The organism is Hydrogenophaga sp. 2FB, from assembly GCF_005503365.1.
Lineage (GTDB): Bacteria > Pseudomonadota > Gammaproteobacteria > Burkholderiales > Burkholderiaceae_C > Hydrogenophaga.
This window is the reverse complement of record NZ_SCML01000025.1, coordinates 39762-54217: the sequence shown is the minus strand read 5'-3', so window position 1 is coordinate 54217 and position 14456 is coordinate 39762. Positions and strand designations below refer to the sequence as shown.

Genomic DNA, 14456 nt, shown 5'->3' with positions numbered 1-14456 from the left:
CGGGGGCACGGCTAGCGTTTCGGCTCATACCGCATCGCCACCGCGCCCGAGCGGAATTCGTGCCGGCCAACCAGCTTCAAATCGACGGGCTTCGAGAGTCCCGCAAACAACGTGGGCCCATGGCCCGCGAGCCGTGGGTGCACCACGAACTCGTATTCATCGATCAGCCCCAGCTCCGTCAGCGCCAGCGGGAGTTGCACGCCGGCCACGTACAGCCCCTGGCCCGGCGCCTGCTTGAGGCGTTGCACAGCATTCGCCAGATCCCCGCGCAACAGTTCCGCGTTCCAGTCGACCTCGTCCAGGGTGCTGGACACGACGTACTTCTTCGCCGCGTCGATGGTTCGGGCGAAAGGCTCCATCCAGGGCACCATCCAGTCGGGCTTCTCGCCGGTCCGCGCCGGCACCCGCCACGCGCCCTCCATCATCTTGTACATCACGCGGCCGAAGAGCAGCGCATCGGCACGCGCGAGGGTCTCGGTCGCGTGACGGTGCAATTCGTCGTCCGGGACCATGGCGTGGTGGTCGATGCACCCGTCCAGCGTGACGTTGATGGAATACCGAAGGGGTCGCATGGCATGCTCCTGGTGCGGCGGCCGATGCTATCGCTCCGCAATGTAGTGCGACATGCGCGCACTCTCGCCCTCGGGCAGAAACGCGCGCACCTCGGCCTCGATCGCGCGGTCGGCCACGGTGGCGCGGGCGCGCTGGTGCAGGTAGTCGGCCCATGAGGTGACGATGAAGCGCTCGACATACCGCGAGGGCTCGCCCAGGTCCTTGTAGACACGCCAGAAGGTGGCGCCATCACGCCGTCGCGGGGCCTTCATCTGGGCGATGGTGTCGAGAAACGCGCTGTCCACGCCCGGGCGGATGCGGTAGCCCACCTCCACCGCGATCGGGCCGGCCTCGGGGTTGGGTTCGTCTTCGATGAACAGCTCGTCCCAGGGCGTGCCTTGGGTCACCTCCTGGTCGCCTCCCACGCGCAGGGGAAACGGGCGCACCAGCAGCAGGCCGGCGGCCATGACCACGGCCGCCGCCACCAGCGCGGCGCTCAGGCCAACGATGTCGGACACCGCGCCCCAGAAGGCCGAGCCGATGGCAAACGCGCCCAGGGCGGAGAGGATGTGCATGGCCACGGCGCGCGAGCGCACCCACGGCGGCGCGCTGGCTTGCGTGGCGGTGTTGATGGTGGACATGGTCGCCATCCAGGCCGCGCCACCGAAGGTCATGGCCACGTAGACCACCACCGGCACGCGCACCCAGGCCGCGATCAGCATGACGGCGGCAAAGACCACGCAGCTGATGGCCACGAGGAGATCGAGCGCAAAGCGCGCGCGCAGGCGGCCAATGACCAGGCCCGAGGCCACGGCGCCGGTGCCCAGGCAGCCCATGAGCAGGCCGAAGCCTTCGGCGCCCGTGCCGAGCTGGCGCTGCGCGATCACCGGCAGCAGCGCCCACAGCGCGGCGCCGGCGGCGCTGAAGGCCATCACCCGCACCAGCTGCGCGAGGATGATGCGCGAGTGCCAGGCAAAGCGCAGGCCGCTGAGCGTGCCGCCCCACAGGCGCTCGGGCGGCAGCGACGAGGGCGGGTGCGCGCGCGGCGGCCAGCGGCGGATGGCCGTCCACATCACCGCCGTGGTCCCGACGGCGACGACGAACACCCAGCCCGCGCCCAGCCGCGCGAACAGCAGGCCGGCCAGGGTGGGTCCGATGGCACGCGCGGCGTTGTAGGCGATGCCGATGGCGGTGATGGCCTGCGGCCATTCGCCGCGCGGCACCGGATCGACCACCGAGGAGTTCCACGCCGGCGTGAGCACCGCCGTGCAGCAGCCGCAGGCGAACACCAGGAACAGCACCGAGGCCGGGCCGCCTTTGCCGGCGAGCACCAGCAGGGCCAGGAGCAGGCTGGCGACCGCCTGCGCGATCAGCGCGCCGGAAATCAGACGGCGGCGGTCGGTGGTGTCGGCCAGCACACCGGCGGGCAGCGCCAGCAGGAACATGGGGAGGAACACCGCCGTCTGCACCAATGCCGCGAGAAACGACGACCCGCTGAGCTCGACCATGAGCCAGGCCGCCGCCATGGTCTGCATGCCGTTGCCGATGAAGAAGACCGCCCCGCAGATCCACAGGCCCCGAAAGGCGGGTTGGCGAAGGGGACTCCAGATGGATGTGGATGGCGCGGGCATCGGGGCATTATTCAGCACAAGCCCGCCCACACGCGGCGTCCGCTCCCGATCCCCCCGCTTTTTGGCCGAGGGGCCAGGCTCCTCAGGCCACCGGGTCCGCGGCGATGGGGTGGTCGGCCATCAGCTCCAGGCTGCGACACAGCGCGGAGTGGTCCAGCCCCGCCATGCCGTTGGCCGCGCAGCTTTGCATCAGCTGCGCCGCACTCGCGGTATGCGGCAAGCTCACCCCCAGCTCCTTCGCCCCTTGCAACGCCAGGTTCAAATCCTTCTGGTGCAGCTCGATGCGAAAACCCGGGTTGAACGTGCGCTGGATCATGCGATCGCCGTGCACCTCCAGGATGCGGCTGGCCGCGAAGCCGCCCATGAGTGCCTGCCGCACCTTTGCCGGGTCCGCACCCGCCTTGCTGGCGAACAGCAGCGCCTCGGCCACCGCCTCGATGTTGAGCGCCACGATGATCTGGTTCGCCACCTTGGTGGTCTGCCCATCGCCATTACCGCCCACGAGCGTGATGTTCTTGCCCATGGCGGCGAACAAGGGTTGCGCCCGGTCGAACGCGGCCTGCGGCCCACCCACCATGATGGTCAGGCTCGCGGCCTTCGCGCCCACCTCGCCGCCACTCACCGGCGCGTCGAGGTAGTCACAACCCAGCGCGTTGATCTTCTGCGCAAACGTCTTGGTCGCCATCGGGCTGATCGAACTCATGTCGATCACCAGCTTGCCCGCGCTCAACCCCTTGGCCACACCGGTCTCGCCGAACAGCACGTCTTCCACATGCGGTGTGTCGGGCACCATGATGACCACGATGTCGGCGCGCCTGGCCACCTCGGTGGCGTTGGTGCAGATCGTCGCGCCCTCCTGCGCAAAGGCCTCGGGCACTTTGCCGCGGCTCGCCACGAACAGGGCGTTGCCCGCCTTGAGCAGGTTCAGCGCCATGGGCGCGCCCATGATGCCCAGGCCAATGAAGCCGACCTTGAGTCCGTTCTTCGTCATGCCGGCTCTCCTTGCAGTTCCAGCGCGTGGCCATGCTCGGCCAGCCAGACGAGACCCTTGTCGGTGCCACCGGGGCCGCCGTCGCGCGGCTTGTATTCGAGGCCGATGTGGCCGCGGTAGCCCAGCGCGTCGATGGTGTCGAACAGGTAGCGGTAGTGGATTTCACCGGTGCCCGGTTCGTGGCGCCCGGGCGTGTCGGCCAGTTGCATGTGCGCGATGCGCGGCAGCAGGTCCTTGATGGTGTTGGCCAGTTCGCCTTCCATGCGCTGCGCGTGGTAGATGTCGTACTGCAGGAAGAGGTTGTCAGACCCCACCTCGTCCATCAGCGCAATCGCCTGGCGCGGACGGTTGATGAAGAAGCCGGGCATGTCGAAATGGTTGATGGGTTCCAGCAGCAGGCGAATGCCATGGCGTTGTGCCTCCGCCGCCGCGAAGCGCAGGTTGCTCACCAGCGTGGCGCGTGCCTGCGCTTCGCTCACGCCTTTCGGTGGAATGCCGGCCATGCAGTGCAGGTTCGGTGTGCCGAGGGCGGTGGCGTATTGCAAGGCCTTCGCCACGCCCGCGTGGAACTCGACTTCGCGGCCGGGCCACGAGGCCGTGCCGCGCTCGCCCGCGGCCCAGTCGCCGGCGGGCATGTTGTGCAACACCAGTTTCAGCTGGTGTTGCCGCAGGCGCTGCGCGATCTCGTCGGCCGTGAAGTCGTAGGGAAACAGGAACTCCACGGCCTTGAAGCCGGCGCGCTCGGCGGCGGCAAAACGGTCGAGGAACGGCAGCTCGTTCCAGAGCATGGAGAGGTTGGCGGCGAATTGCGGCATGGTGTGGTGTCCTTGTGGTGGTGGGCGATCAATCCAGCAGGCCAACGGTTTCCAGGCCCTGCGGGGCGCGGCAGTCGATGGCTTCGAATTCATTGATCTTGTCGATCTCCGTGCCCATGGCGATGTTGGTCACACGTTCCAGTATGCATTCCACCACCACCGGCACGCGGTGCAACGCGGCGAGTTGTTGTGCCTGGCGGAAGGCGTCCTGCAGCTTCTCGGGGTCGGTCACGCGCAGCGCCTTGCAGCCCAGGCCTTCGACCACGGCCACGTGGTCCACGCCATAGCCGCGCAGCTCGCCCGCGCCCTCGTCCATGTTCTGGTTCTCGAACGCGAGCTGCACGCAGTAGTCCATGTCGAAGCCGCGCTGGCTCTGGCGGATGAGGCCGAGGTACGAGTTGTTCACCAGCACGTGCACATAGGGCAGGCGGAACTGCGCGCCGACCGCGAGTTCTTCGATCAGGAACTGGAAGTCGTAGTCGCCCGAGAGCGCCACCACGGGCTTGGTCGGGTCGGACGCGACCACGCCGAGCGCGGCCGGCAGCGTCCAGCCCAGCGGGCCGGCCTGGCCGCAGTTGATCCACTGGCGCGGACCGTAGACGTGCAGGAACTGCGCGCCCGCGATCTGCGACAGGCCGATGGTGCTCACGTAAATCGTGTCGCGGCCGAACACCTGGTTCATCTCTTCGTACACGCGGTGCGGCTTCATCGGGATCTGCTCGAAGTGCGTCTTGCGCAGCATGAGGCGCTTGCGCTCGGCGCAGCGACCGACCCAGTTCGCATAGCTCGGCCAGTGGCCCGCGGCCTTGCGCTCGCGCGCCACCTGCACGAAGAGTTCGAGCGCGGCCTTCGCGTCGGAGACGATGCCGAAGTCCGGGTCGAACACACGCCCGATCTGCGTGGGCTCGATGTCCACGTGAACAAACTTGCGACCCTGGGTGTAGGTCTCGACCGAGCCGGTGTGGCGGTTGGCCCAGCGGTTGCCGATGCCCAGCACGAAGTCGCTCGCGAGCAGGGTCGCGTTGCCATAGCGGTGGCTGGTCTGCAGGCCCACCATGCCGGCCATGAGCGCGTGGTCATCCGGAATCGTGCCCCAGCCCATGAGCGTGGGGATCACCGGCACGCCGGTGAGTTCGGCGAATTCCACCAGCAGGTCGGACGCGTCGGCGTTGATGATGCCGCCACCGGCCACGATCAGCGGCTTGGTGGACGCGGCGAGCATGTCCAGCGCCTTCTCGATCTGCTTGCGGCTCGCGCTCGGCTTGTAGACCGGCAGCGGTTCGTAGGTGTCCGGGTCGAACTCGATCTCGGCCATCTGCACGTCGAACGGCAAGTCGATCAGCACCGGCCCCGGGCGGCCCGAGCGCATGAGGTGAAAGGCCTGCTGGAACACGCGTGGCACCAGCGCGGGCTCGCGCACCGTCACCGCCCACTTGGTGACCGGCTTGGCGATGCTTTCGATGTCGACGGCCTGGAAGTCTTCCTTGTAGAGCCGCGCGCGCGGCGCCTGGCCGGTGACGCAGAGGATGGGGATCGAATCGGCCTGCGCGGAATACAGGCCGGTGATCATGTCGGTGCCCGCCGGGCCACTGGTGCCGATGCACAGGCCGATGTTGCCGGCACGCGCGCGGGTGTAGCCCTCGGCCATGTGCGAGGCGGCTTCCACGTGCCGCGCGAGGATGTGCGAGATGCTGCCGCGCTGGCGCATCGCTGCGTAGAACGGGTTGATGGCGGCGCCGGGCACGCCGAATGCCTGCGAAATGCCTTCCTTCTCCAGCACACAGATAGCGGCTTGCGCTGCGGTCATACGGGCCATGATGCGATTCCTTACCGAGGTTGATGGACTGGCTCCCATGCTAGGGAGAACCCATGCTCTTGAGAATGCCCATGGCGGTACGTTGATTCGATACTTTGGGTATGGAATCGGCGGCGCTCCAGCGTTAACATGCACCCATGGACCGCTTCAAGGAAATCGAGGCCTTCGTGATGGTGATGGAGCACGGCAGCCTGGCCGCGGCCGCGCTGCACGAGGGCATCACCCCGGTGATGATGGGTCGGCGCATCGACGCGCTGGAACGTCGCCTCGGCACGCAGCTCATCCACCGCTCCACGCGCCGGCTCGCGCTCACCGAGCAAGGCGCGGGCTTTCTCGACGAGTGCCGCGTGCTGCTGGCGCAGTGGTCGCAGGCCGAGGCGGCGGTGTCGTCGCAGAAGCACCGCGCCAGCGGCCACCTGGTGGTGTCGGCGCCGGCGGCCTTCGGGCGCTTGCACGTGGCGCCGCACGCCAGCGCGTTTCTCAAGGCCAACCCCGAGGTGAAGATTTCGTTCAACCTCACCGACCGCGTGGTCGACCTGGTGCGCGAGGGCTACGACGTCGGCCTGCGCATCGGCGGCGCGATCGACCCCAACTTCGTCGCCATCAAGCTCGCCACCAACCAGCGCGTGGTCTGCGGCACGCCGGCCTACTTCCGCAAACATGGCACGCCGAAAACGCTCGACGACCTCAAGGACCACAACTGCCTGGCATTCAACCTGCAAGGCGGGCAACAGCGCGGCTGGTACTTCCTGCAGGACGGCAAGACCGTGACGGTGCGGGTGGACGGCAACCTGGACTGCAACGACGGCGAACTGCTGCAGCGCTGGGCCAGCGAAGGCCTGGGCCTGGGCTGGCGATCCACCTGGGAGATCCAGGCGCAGTTGCTGCGCGGTGAACTGGTGACCGTGCTCGACGACTTCGCCCTGCCCGCCTACGACATCCTGGCGGTGTACCCGCAGCAGCGGCATCTGCCCGCGAAGGTGCGCTTCTTCATCGACCATTTGAAAAAGATCTACGCAAGGCCGGGCTACTGGCTGAAGGAAACGCCATGACACGCTCCCTGCTCATCCAGAACGCCACCTGCATCGCGACCTTCAACGATGCCGATCTGGCCAGTGGCACCGAGCTGGCCGATGCGAGCCTCTTCGTGCGCGGCAACGTCATCGAGTGGATCGGTCCCGCCGCCGAGCTGCCACCGGCGCTGCACGATGAGGCCAGCGAGGTGATCGAAGCCAGCGGCCATCTCGTCACGCCAGGCCTGGTGAACACGCACCACCACATGTACCAGAGCCTCACGCGCGCGATCCCGAGCGTGCAGAACGCCGAGCTGTTCTCGTGGCTGCGCGGCCTGTACCCGATCTGGTCCGGCCTCACGCCCGAGATGGTGCGTGTGTCCACGCAGGTCGCCATGGCCGAATTGCTGCTCAGTGGCTGCACCACCACCAGCGACCATCTCTACATCTACCCCAACGGCGTGCGCCTGGAAGACAGCATCGAAGCCGCGCAGCAGATCGGCATGCGCTTCATGGCCACGCGCGGCAGCATGAGCGTGGGCGCGAGCGCCGGTGGCCTGCCGCCCGATGCGGTGGTGGAGCGCGAGGAGGCGATCCTCAAAGACAGCCAGCGCCTGATCGAGACCTGGCACGGCGCCCAACACGGCGCGATGCTGCAGGTGGCGCTCGCACCCTGTTCGCCGTTCTCGGTCAGCCCCGCGCTCATGAAGGAAAGCGCGGCGCTCGCCCGCTCGTTCAAGGGGCAAGGCGTGCGCCTGCACACCCACCTGGCGGAGAACGACCACGACATCGCCTACAGCCGCGAGAAGTTCAACAAGACGCCCGCGCAGTACGCGCAGGAACTCGGCTGGCTCGGTGACGACGTGTGGCACGCGCACTGCGTGAAGCTCGACGACGAAGGCATCTCCCTCTTCGCCGCCAGCCGCACCGGCGTGGCCCATTGCCCCTGCAGCAACATGCGCCTGGCCTCGGGCATCGCACCGGTGCGCCGCATGCTCGACGCCGGTGTGCCCGTGGGCCTGGGCGTGGACGGCAGCGCCAGCAACGACGGCGCGCACATGGTCAACGAAGCGCGACAGGCGCTCTTGCTCGCACGCGTGGGCCGGGCCCTGCAAGCGCCCGAAGAGCGTGGCGGCAAGACCTTCTTCGGTTGCGACCTCGGTCCGGCCGAAATGACCGCGCGCGACGCGCTGCACATGGCCACGCGCGGCGGCGCCGAGGTATTGGGGCGCAAGGACATCGGCCATCTCGCCGTCGGCATGTGCGCCGACTTCGCGCTGTTCGATCTGCGCACCCTGGGCTTTGCGGGTGGCGCGGTGCACGACCCGGTGGGCAGCCTGTTGCTGTGTGCAAGCCCGCAAGCGGCCTACACGGTGGTCAATGGCCAGGTGGTGGTGCGCGAAGGCCAGCTCACCAGCGTGGACCTGGGACCGATCGTGGAGCGGCACAACCGCCTGGCGGTGCAGCTCGCCACCACCCCGCGCTAAGTCACTCCTTCGGCAACTGCAGCGGCCGGTCTTCGAACTCGGTGTTGAGCACCACCGTGCTGGTGGTGCGCGCCACGCCGGGAATGGCCTTGATCTTGTAGAGCACCTCTTCAAGCGCGCGCGCATGCGTGGTGCGCACCTTGGCGAGGAAGTCGTATTCGCCCGCCACGCTGTGCAGCTCGAGCACCTCGGGCAGCTCGCTCAGGCGCGGCGCCACGTCGCGGCAGTGCGCGCCGCCGTCGTTGCGGATCGCCACGAAGGCCGTGAAGCGCAGGCCCACACGGTCCGGGTCGACGCGCAAGGAGAAACGCTCGATCACCCCGCGCTCGACCATCTTCTTCACCCGCTCGTGCACGGCTGCCGTGGACAGCCCCACCTCGGCGGCCACGTCGGCGTACGAACGCCGGCTGTCGCCGCTCAATGCCGTAAGAATTCCGGCGTCCACGTCGTCTAGCTGGATATTTGCTTGCATACAGCCTCGATTTTGATCAAAATTCAGATCCCCTTCCCATTTCCGGAAAATTTCCGACGAAGGACTGAATATGCCGTCCATTTTCAACCCGAAGTCGATCGACCGCCATAGCTTGCGCTTGGGCGCGGCGCTGTTGATCGTGTACCTGGTCTGGGGCACGACCTATTTCGCGCTGGACGTGGCCATGCAGTCGCTGCCGCCCGTGCTCATGAACGGCGCGCGTTTCGTGTTCGCGGGCGTGCTCATGCTGGCCATCGCACGCTGGCAAGGCCAGGCCTGGCCCACGGCGGCGCAGGGGCGTGCGAGCGCGCTCATCGGCGGCCTGATGGCCTTCGCGGCCATGGCGCTGATCGTGCTGGCGCAGAAGGCCGGCATCGGTTCGGGCCTGATGGCGACGGTGGTCACCACCATGCCGATGTGGCTCGCGCTGTGGACGCGCTGGGGCGGCGAGCGCGTGCCGGTGACGAGCTGGATCGGTCTGGCGCTGGGCGCGGCGGGTGCGCTGGTGCTGGCACTGGAAGGGGATTTTTCGACCACGCTGCTGGGCACCCTGTGCGCGTTCGGCGCACCGCTGGCGTGGAGCCTGGGCTCGTACGCCTCGCGCCGCCTCGCCCTGCCCGCGCCGGCCATGGCCTCGGGCGCGCAGTGGTTGTTGGGCGGATTGCTCGGGTTGGTCGTGGCCGGGCTGTGGGAACCCAGTGCGCGCACGGTGGCGTGGCGCGAGGTCACGGCCGCATCGTGGCTGGCCTGGCTCTATCTGGTGGTCATGGGCACCATGGTCACGCTCAATGCCTACCTGTGGCTGTTGAAGAACACCTCGGCAGCGCTGGCGGGCAGCTATTCGTTCGTGAACCCGTTGGTGGCGCTGTGCGTCGGCGTGTGGCTTGCCGGCGAAACCCTCACCGGCTGGGTGTTCGTGGCCATGCCGCTGATCCTGCTCGCGCTGGCCTTGATCCTGTATGGCCGTGAAGCGGTGGCGCTGGTGCGCGCCTGGCTGCCACAGGGCCGGTTCCCCACCGGTGCGCCTTGACGCGCCGGAGGGTCACCACCACAGGTTCGCGCCCTAACAGCGTTCCACGGTCAACCAGATGGCCTCTTTGGTTTCATAGGTCGACGTCCAGACGGCAGACCCCACGGCGCGCAGCAGATGCCGGTCGCTCTGGAGCACCGATCCCAACACCGGCGCCATGATGTCCTCACTCGTCACGCCGTATTGCACCGTGAGCTTCTGACCGGTTCGCTGGCTGAACCGCAAGCGACCGACAGGGGCGGTGCGAATTTCTTCCTTGAAGGGCGTGGCGGCCGTCGACGTCAGTGGCGTCCAGGCAAAGATGGATTCACCCGACACCATCGGGTGCGACTGGAGACAGGTGAAGGGCAAGGCGTCCAGCAAGTCGCGGCAGAGTTCGGGGTTGCGATCGACACACAGGAATGCACGCACCTCGATGCCCAGCGGCTCCCACCGAAGTCGAATCAGGGTGTCGGTGGGTTCGAGCGTGTCGATGATCTCGGCGGCCAGCGGCTCCTTGTGCCCGTCGCCGCCCGGGTAGCGCATGGCATCGCCCACATTCCAGGGAAACCAGTGGTAGGCCCAGGCGTAAAGGGTGTTCACGTACCGGAGAAAGGCCACCAGGATGTGATCGAACTGCTCCAGATCACAGTCTCCGGACGTTTCAAGAAACCGGTGCCCCAGGCGTTTGAGTTCCGGAAATCCGCTGTAGCCCAGGTAATTCAGGACGGTCGGGAACATCTGGTTCGCCACCGCGCGCGACATCGCGACGTTGTTCTGCTCCCGGTGCAGCGCCAACGTGGGGTAGACGGTGTACATCGCGAAGTCGCGCAGCATGCCGTGCGCAATATCGAGTGCGCCGTAGTAGACGCCTTCGCAACCGGGGCGATTGTCCAGTTGGCCGGTTCGCAGCTTTCGGTAGCCCTCGGGTTCCTCGCGCGCAATGCGTCGGGTTTCGTGCTGAAGTTCTTCAAGCAGATTCGGATAACTCAATTTTTCAATCTTTCTTGTGTTTAAACCGGAAGCCCCTGGATGGTTTCCTCGTAGACCGTTCGGACCGAATCGATGAGCTCGTCAAGCAACTTGTTCGGTCGTGCGGATGCGGGGTACACCACCGAGAGCACATAAGGCACCGTGGGCGAAAAGCGTCTGAGCGACACGCTGTCCTTGTCGCTCAATGAAGCGGCCAGGGGGTCCACCATCGCAATGCCCAGCCCTTGCCGAACAAAGGTGGCGGCCGACACCGAGTACTGCGTTTCCAGCCGAATGCGCGGTGTGATGTTGGGCGAACCTTTCATACCCACCATCTCGTAGCGGGACATCGAGCTGGGACCCACCGCAATGAAATCGACGCCGTCCAGATCCGACGGCGTGATCTCCGCGCGCGCTTCCAGGGCGTGGCCTTTGGGCAGCATGCACAGCCATTGCGAGGCGGCCAGCGGCGCCGAGCCCACGTCGCGGCGGCCGGGGTGGATGGCCGCAAAACCGATGTCCACGCTGCCGCTGGACACCAGGTCGATGATTTCGGCGGAGACGCCGCTTTGAACGCTCACCATCGACGTCGGAAAACTCTTCTCGAACCGTGCGATGGCCCTGGGCAAACACGCCAGGGTGAGCGAGAGGTTCGCCGCGATCTTCAGTCGGGCGCTCTTGAACTCGCGGATCGCAAAGGCCGCTTCGCGGATGCGCTCCGTGCCCGCGTAGTGGCGCTCGACCTCCTTGTAAAGCGCACGCGCTTCCTGCGTCGGCGCAATATGCCCGCTGTCGCGAACGAAGAGCTGGAGCTTCAAGTCCTCTTCCAGATCGCGGATCAACCGCGTGATCGCGGGCTGCGACACCGACAGGAACCGCCCGGCGCCCGTCATGCTCCCGGTGAGCATGACGGCACGAAATGCCTCGAGCTGCTTGGCATTGAGCGGGCGGGTCGTTTTGATCATGCCGAATGCGATCCGAACAACGGATGGTGGTCAGTTGGTGACTTTGAGGCCCAACCTCTTCACAAGGTCGCCGTAGAACTTCACTTGCGCTGCCAGCATCTCCCGGGCCTGCGCGGGTGTGTTGCCCACGATCTGCGCGCCGGTGTTTTCCAGCCGTTGGCGCACCGCAGGCATCTGGAACACCGCGATGATGTCGCGGTTCAACCGGTTCACCACCTCGTCGGGCGTGCCCTTCGGCGCCAGCACCATGCTCCAGGTGTTCGCCTGGAAATCCGGGATCCCCGCGTATTCGGCCACGGTGGGCACATCGGGGAACGTGGGAGACCGCTTGGGTCCGCCGACCGCCAGGAGCTTCATCTGCTTGTTGACGATATAGCCTTTGACGCCCGGCAACGTGTCAAAGCCCAAGTGGATCACGCCCGCCACGAGATCGCGCGAAGAGTCGCCACTGCCTTTGTAGGGCGCGTGAATGAGGCGGATCCCGGTGGCATCCTGCAGCCACTCGCTGAACAGGTGCGAATTGCTGCCCGGGCCGGCCGACTTGTAGACCAGCTCGCCTGGCTTGCTCTTCGCCAGCGCAATGAATTCCTTCAGATTCCGAGGTTCCATGGTCGGTGATCCCACCACCACCATCTCCGTCAGCGCGGCGGTCGTGATCGGCACGAAATCATGGACCGAATCAAACGGCAGCGTGGCATTGAAGGCAGGCGACACCGCATGCGATGCCACCACCACGCCGATGGTGTACCCGTCTGGCCTGGCTTGCGCGACCGCCTGGGTGCCGATCACACCATTGGCACCGGGCCGGTTCACCACAATCACGGGCTGCCCGATGCGGGCCGGGAGGTTGTCTGCAATGGCGCGGGCGATGATGTCGCCCTGCCCGCCATTCGCATAAGGCACGATGATCGTGATGGGTCGATCGGGGAATTCCGCGGCCTGGACCGCGGTAAAAAAACCGAAGACACCGATGGCCCCCAGGACCATCAGGCGGATGAGTTTGAGATGCATGAACGGCCTCGTGCTGATGTGTGGCTGAAATCGGTTCGCAATGTCCTTGCCCAACCGTTCCGGCAGCTTATCGGCGCGCTCACAACACCGTCAAATCAGATGTTCACATTGGCGAATGCGGGAAACTGATACCCATCTCAGGCCGCGCTTGCGCCCAGCACCTTCAACAGCCACGCGTTGAGGTCTTCCACCTCTTCGCCGCACACGGTGTGCTCCATCGGGTACGCATGCCATTCCACCGCATAGCCCATGGCCGCCAACGCATCGCGCGAGGCCGTGGCGCGGTCGATGGTGACCATGGGATCGTCTTCGCCGTGCGCGAGAAAAATCGGCGTATCGCGGTTGGCCTCACCGCGCTCGGCGGCAGTGGTCTCGGCGATGGGCAGGTAGCCCGAGAGCCCCACCAGGCCCGCCAGGCGCTGCGGTGCGCGCAGGCCCGTCATGAGCGTCATGGCGCAGCCTTGCGAGAACCCCATGAGCACGATGCGGTGCGCCGGCACACCGCGTGTGATCTCGCGGTCAATCAGGCCTTGCACCAGGTCCTGCGAGGCACGCAGGCCGGCCGCGTCTTCGAGGCGCGGCACCGCGGGGTTGTTGCTCGGGGGATGGATGTCGTACCAGGCGCGCATCGCATAGCCGCCATTGATCGTGACCGGACGCACCGGTGCGCTGGGAAACACGAAGCGCACCGGACCGATCGCACTCAGATCCATCTCGTGCGCGATGGGCACGAAGTCGTTGCCGTCGGCCCCCAGGCCGTGCAGCACGATGATGGACGCGGTGGGCGTGGCGGCGGGGTTGCCTTCGCTCACGAGTTCTTGGGTTTCGAGAAAGGGCTTGTTCATGGGCGCCAGCATAGCGCGAGCGCACTGCGCCTCTATGATGACCCGCATGAATCCGCAAACCCTGCTCGACCACACCGATCAAGGCCGGCTCTGGCCCGCACCCCTCACCGCGCAAGCCGGCTTCGACATGGAGACGGCGTATGCACAGGCGCTGGCCGTGCGGCAACTGCGCATCGCGCGCGGCGAGCAAGCCCGCGGCTTCAAGGTCGGCTTCACCAACCGCACGATCTGGCCACGCTACAACGTGTACGCGCCGATCTGGGGCACGGTGTGGGACACCACGCTCACGCTGTGCGATGGCGATGGCACGCTCTCGCTGGGGCGTACTTGCCAACCGCGGCTGGAACCGGAAGTGGCGTTCGGCCTGAAGACCACGCCCGTGGCCGACCCCACGCTCGACGATCTGTTCAACGCCATCGACTGGGTCGCACCGGCTTTCGAAATCGTGCAGTCGCACTTGCCCGACTGGAAGTTTCTGCCCGCCGACACGGTGGCCGATGGCGCGCTGCACGCCCGCTTGCTGATCGGGCGCCGCGTACCCGTGCGCGATCTTGCAAGCGACAGCGGCGCACTCGATGCGCTGCTGGCCAACGCCAGCGTGACGCTGTCCAGGAACGGCGATGCCCTCGAACAAGGCCAGGGCCGCAACGTGCTCGACAGCCCGCTGCGCGCCTTGCTGCATTTCGCGCAGACGCTGCGCGCCTGCCCAGGCGCGCCCGACCTGCGCGAAGGTGACGTGGTCACCACCGGCACCTGGACCGACGCCTGGGCCGTTCTGCCGGGCGAACGCTGGTCGGCGGATTTCTCCGATCCCTTGCCCAGCCTCACCGTGACCTTCGACGTGTGAACCACCGGCCGCGACACCCAACAGGTGAAA

Annotated in this window: 14 protein-coding genes; 4 read left to right on the top strand and 10 right to left on the bottom strand. The window is 66.7% G+C overall.

The window, feature by feature from the left end:
- Nucleotides 1-11 precede the first annotated feature (11 nt).
- The 5 genes from FFS09_RS15985 to gcl all read right to left on the bottom strand — a co-directional run bounded on the left by FFS09_RS15985 (nucleotide 12) and on the right by gcl (nucleotide 5805).
- On the bottom strand, nucleotides 12-572 hold the full coding sequence (locus tag FFS09_RS15985; protein WP_137919891.1) for a dihydrofolate reductase family protein: 561 nt from the start codon (nucleotides 570-572) through the stop codon (nucleotides 12-14).
- Between the two features lie 27 nt (nucleotides 573-599).
- Nucleotides 600-2183 carry an MFS transporter gene (locus FFS09_RS15980; protein ID WP_137919890.1) on the bottom strand — a complete coding sequence of 528 codons (1584 nt, stop codon included), beginning with the start codon at nucleotides 2181-2183 and terminating at the stop codon, nucleotides 600-602.
- 82 nt (nucleotides 2184-2265) lie between these two features.
- Complete coding sequence (locus FFS09_RS15975) at nucleotides 2266-3174, bottom strand: 2-hydroxy-3-oxopropionate reductase (protein WP_137919889.1); 909 nt, start codon at nucleotides 3172-3174, stop codon at nucleotides 2266-2268.
- A complete protein-coding gene (hyi, locus tag FFS09_RS15970; protein WP_137919888.1) occupies nucleotides 3171-3989 on the bottom strand; it encodes a hydroxypyruvate isomerase in 819 nt (272 codons plus the stop codon). Before hyi ends, FFS09_RS15975 begins: the two co-directional genes overlap by 4 nt.
- A 28-nt stretch (nucleotides 3990-4017) precedes the next feature.
- Nucleotides 4018-5805 (bottom strand): glyoxylate carboligase, encoded by a 1788-nt coding sequence (gene gcl / locus FFS09_RS15965; RefSeq protein WP_137919887.1) that lies wholly within the window; start codon nucleotides 5803-5805, stop codon nucleotides 4018-4020.
- A 137-nt stretch (nucleotides 5806-5942) separates the two neighbouring features.
- On the opposite strand from gcl, the gene FFS09_RS15960 reads away from it, so the two are divergent.
- Both FFS09_RS15960 and FFS09_RS15955 read left to right on the top strand, forming a co-directional pair.
- Nucleotides 5943-6857, top strand: coding sequence for a LysR family transcriptional regulator (locus FFS09_RS15960; protein ID WP_137919886.1), 915 nt, complete (start codon nucleotides 5943-5945; stop codon nucleotides 6855-6857).
- Nucleotides 6854-8305, top strand: a complete 1452-nt coding sequence (locus FFS09_RS15955; protein WP_137919885.1) for an 8-oxoguanine deaminase — start codon at nucleotides 6854-6856, stop codon at nucleotides 8303-8305. The genes FFS09_RS15960 and FFS09_RS15955 overlap by 4 nt, the downstream gene beginning before the upstream one ends.
- Nucleotide 8306: 1 nt before the next feature.
- Here the strand turns inward: FFS09_RS15955 and FFS09_RS15950 are convergent, their stop codons facing one another.
- Nucleotides 8307-8777 (bottom strand): Lrp/AsnC family transcriptional regulator, encoded by a 471-nt coding sequence (locus tag FFS09_RS15950; RefSeq protein ID WP_171020054.1) that lies wholly within the window; start codon nucleotides 8775-8777, stop codon nucleotides 8307-8309.
- A 70-nt stretch (nucleotides 8778-8847) separates the two neighbouring features.
- Between FFS09_RS15950 and FFS09_RS15945 the strand changes: the two genes are divergently transcribed.
- Nucleotides 8848-9807, top strand: a complete 960-nt coding sequence (locus tag FFS09_RS15945) for an EamA family transporter (protein WP_137919884.1) — start codon at nucleotides 8848-8850, stop codon at nucleotides 9805-9807.
- A gap of 33 nt (nucleotides 9808-9840) precedes the next feature.
- Here the strand turns inward: FFS09_RS15945 and FFS09_RS15940 are convergent, their stop codons facing one another.
- The 4 genes from FFS09_RS15940 to FFS09_RS15925 all read right to left on the bottom strand — a co-directional run bounded on the left by FFS09_RS15940 (nucleotide 9841) and on the right by FFS09_RS15925 (nucleotide 13579).
- The gene (locus tag FFS09_RS15940) at nucleotides 9841-10779 is read right to left on the bottom strand and encodes a cucumopine synthase-related protein (RefSeq protein WP_137919883.1); all 939 of its coding nucleotides are present in this window, start codon (nucleotides 10777-10779) and stop codon (nucleotides 9841-9843) included.
- 20 nt (nucleotides 10780-10799) lie between these two features.
- On the bottom strand, nucleotides 10800-11723 hold the full coding sequence (locus tag FFS09_RS15935) for a LysR family transcriptional regulator (protein WP_137919882.1): 924 nt from the start codon (nucleotides 11721-11723) through the stop codon (nucleotides 10800-10802).
- 30 nt (nucleotides 11724-11753) lie between these two features.
- A complete protein-coding gene (locus FFS09_RS15930; protein WP_137919881.1) occupies nucleotides 11754-12734 on the bottom strand; it encodes a Bug family tripartite tricarboxylate transporter substrate binding protein in 981 nt (326 codons plus the stop codon).
- Nucleotides 12735-12871: 137 nt separating this feature from the next.
- Entirely contained in the window at nucleotides 12872-13579 is a 708-nt protein-coding gene (locus FFS09_RS15925; RefSeq protein ID WP_137919880.1) for an alpha/beta hydrolase, read from the bottom strand.
- A gap of 46 nt (nucleotides 13580-13625) precedes the next feature.
- Here FFS09_RS15925 and FFS09_RS15920 point away from each other — a divergent pair, with 46 nt between their 5' ends.
- Complete coding sequence (locus FFS09_RS15920; RefSeq protein ID WP_137919879.1) at nucleotides 13626-14426, top strand: 2-keto-4-pentenoate hydratase; 801 nt, start codon at nucleotides 13626-13628, stop codon at nucleotides 14424-14426.
- The last annotated feature ends 30 nt before the right edge of the window (nucleotides 14427-14456 follow it).

Coding starts and splice junctions, on each gene's coding strand:
- FFS09_RS15920 (WP_137919879.1), top strand. CDS start 13,626: ATGAATCCGCAAACCCTGCTCGACCACACCGATCAAGGCCGGCTCTGG.
- FFS09_RS15945 (WP_137919884.1), top strand. CDS start 8,848: ATGCCGTCCATTTTCAACCCGAAGTCGATCGACCGCCATAGCTTGCGC.
- hyi (WP_137919888.1), bottom strand. CDS start 3,989: ATGCCGCAATTCGCCGCCAACCTCTCCATGCTCTGGAACGAGCTGCCG.
- FFS09_RS15925 (WP_137919880.1), bottom strand. CDS start 13,579: ATGAACAAGCCCTTTCTCGAAACCCAAGAACTCGTGAGCGAAGGCAAC.
- FFS09_RS15935 (WP_137919882.1), bottom strand. CDS start 11,723: ATGATCAAAACGACCCGCCCGCTCAATGCCAAGCAGCTCGAGGCATTT.
- FFS09_RS15985 (WP_137919891.1), bottom strand. CDS start 572: ATGCGACCCCTTCGGTATTCCATCAACGTCACGCTGGACGGGTGCATC.
- FFS09_RS15930 (WP_137919881.1), bottom strand. CDS start 12,734: ATGCATCTCAAACTCATCCGCCTGATGGTCCTGGGGGCCATCGGTGTC.
- FFS09_RS15960 (WP_137919886.1), top strand. CDS start 5,943: ATGGACCGCTTCAAGGAAATCGAGGCCTTCGTGATGGTGATGGAGCAC.
- FFS09_RS15950 (WP_171020054.1), bottom strand. CDS start 8,777: ATGCAAGCAAATATCCAGCTAGACGACGTGGACGCCGGAATTCTTACG.
- FFS09_RS15955 (WP_137919885.1), top strand. CDS start 6,854: ATGACACGCTCCCTGCTCATCCAGAACGCCACCTGCATCGCGACCTTC.
- gcl (WP_137919887.1), bottom strand. CDS start 5,805: ATGGCCCGTATGACCGCAGCGCAAGCCGCTATCTGTGTGCTGGAGAAG.
- FFS09_RS15980 (WP_137919890.1), bottom strand. CDS start 2,183: ATGCCCGCGCCATCCACATCCATCTGGAGTCCCCTTCGCCAACCCGCC.
- FFS09_RS15975 (WP_137919889.1), bottom strand. CDS start 3,174: ATGACGAAGAACGGACTCAAGGTCGGCTTCATTGGCCTGGGCATCATG.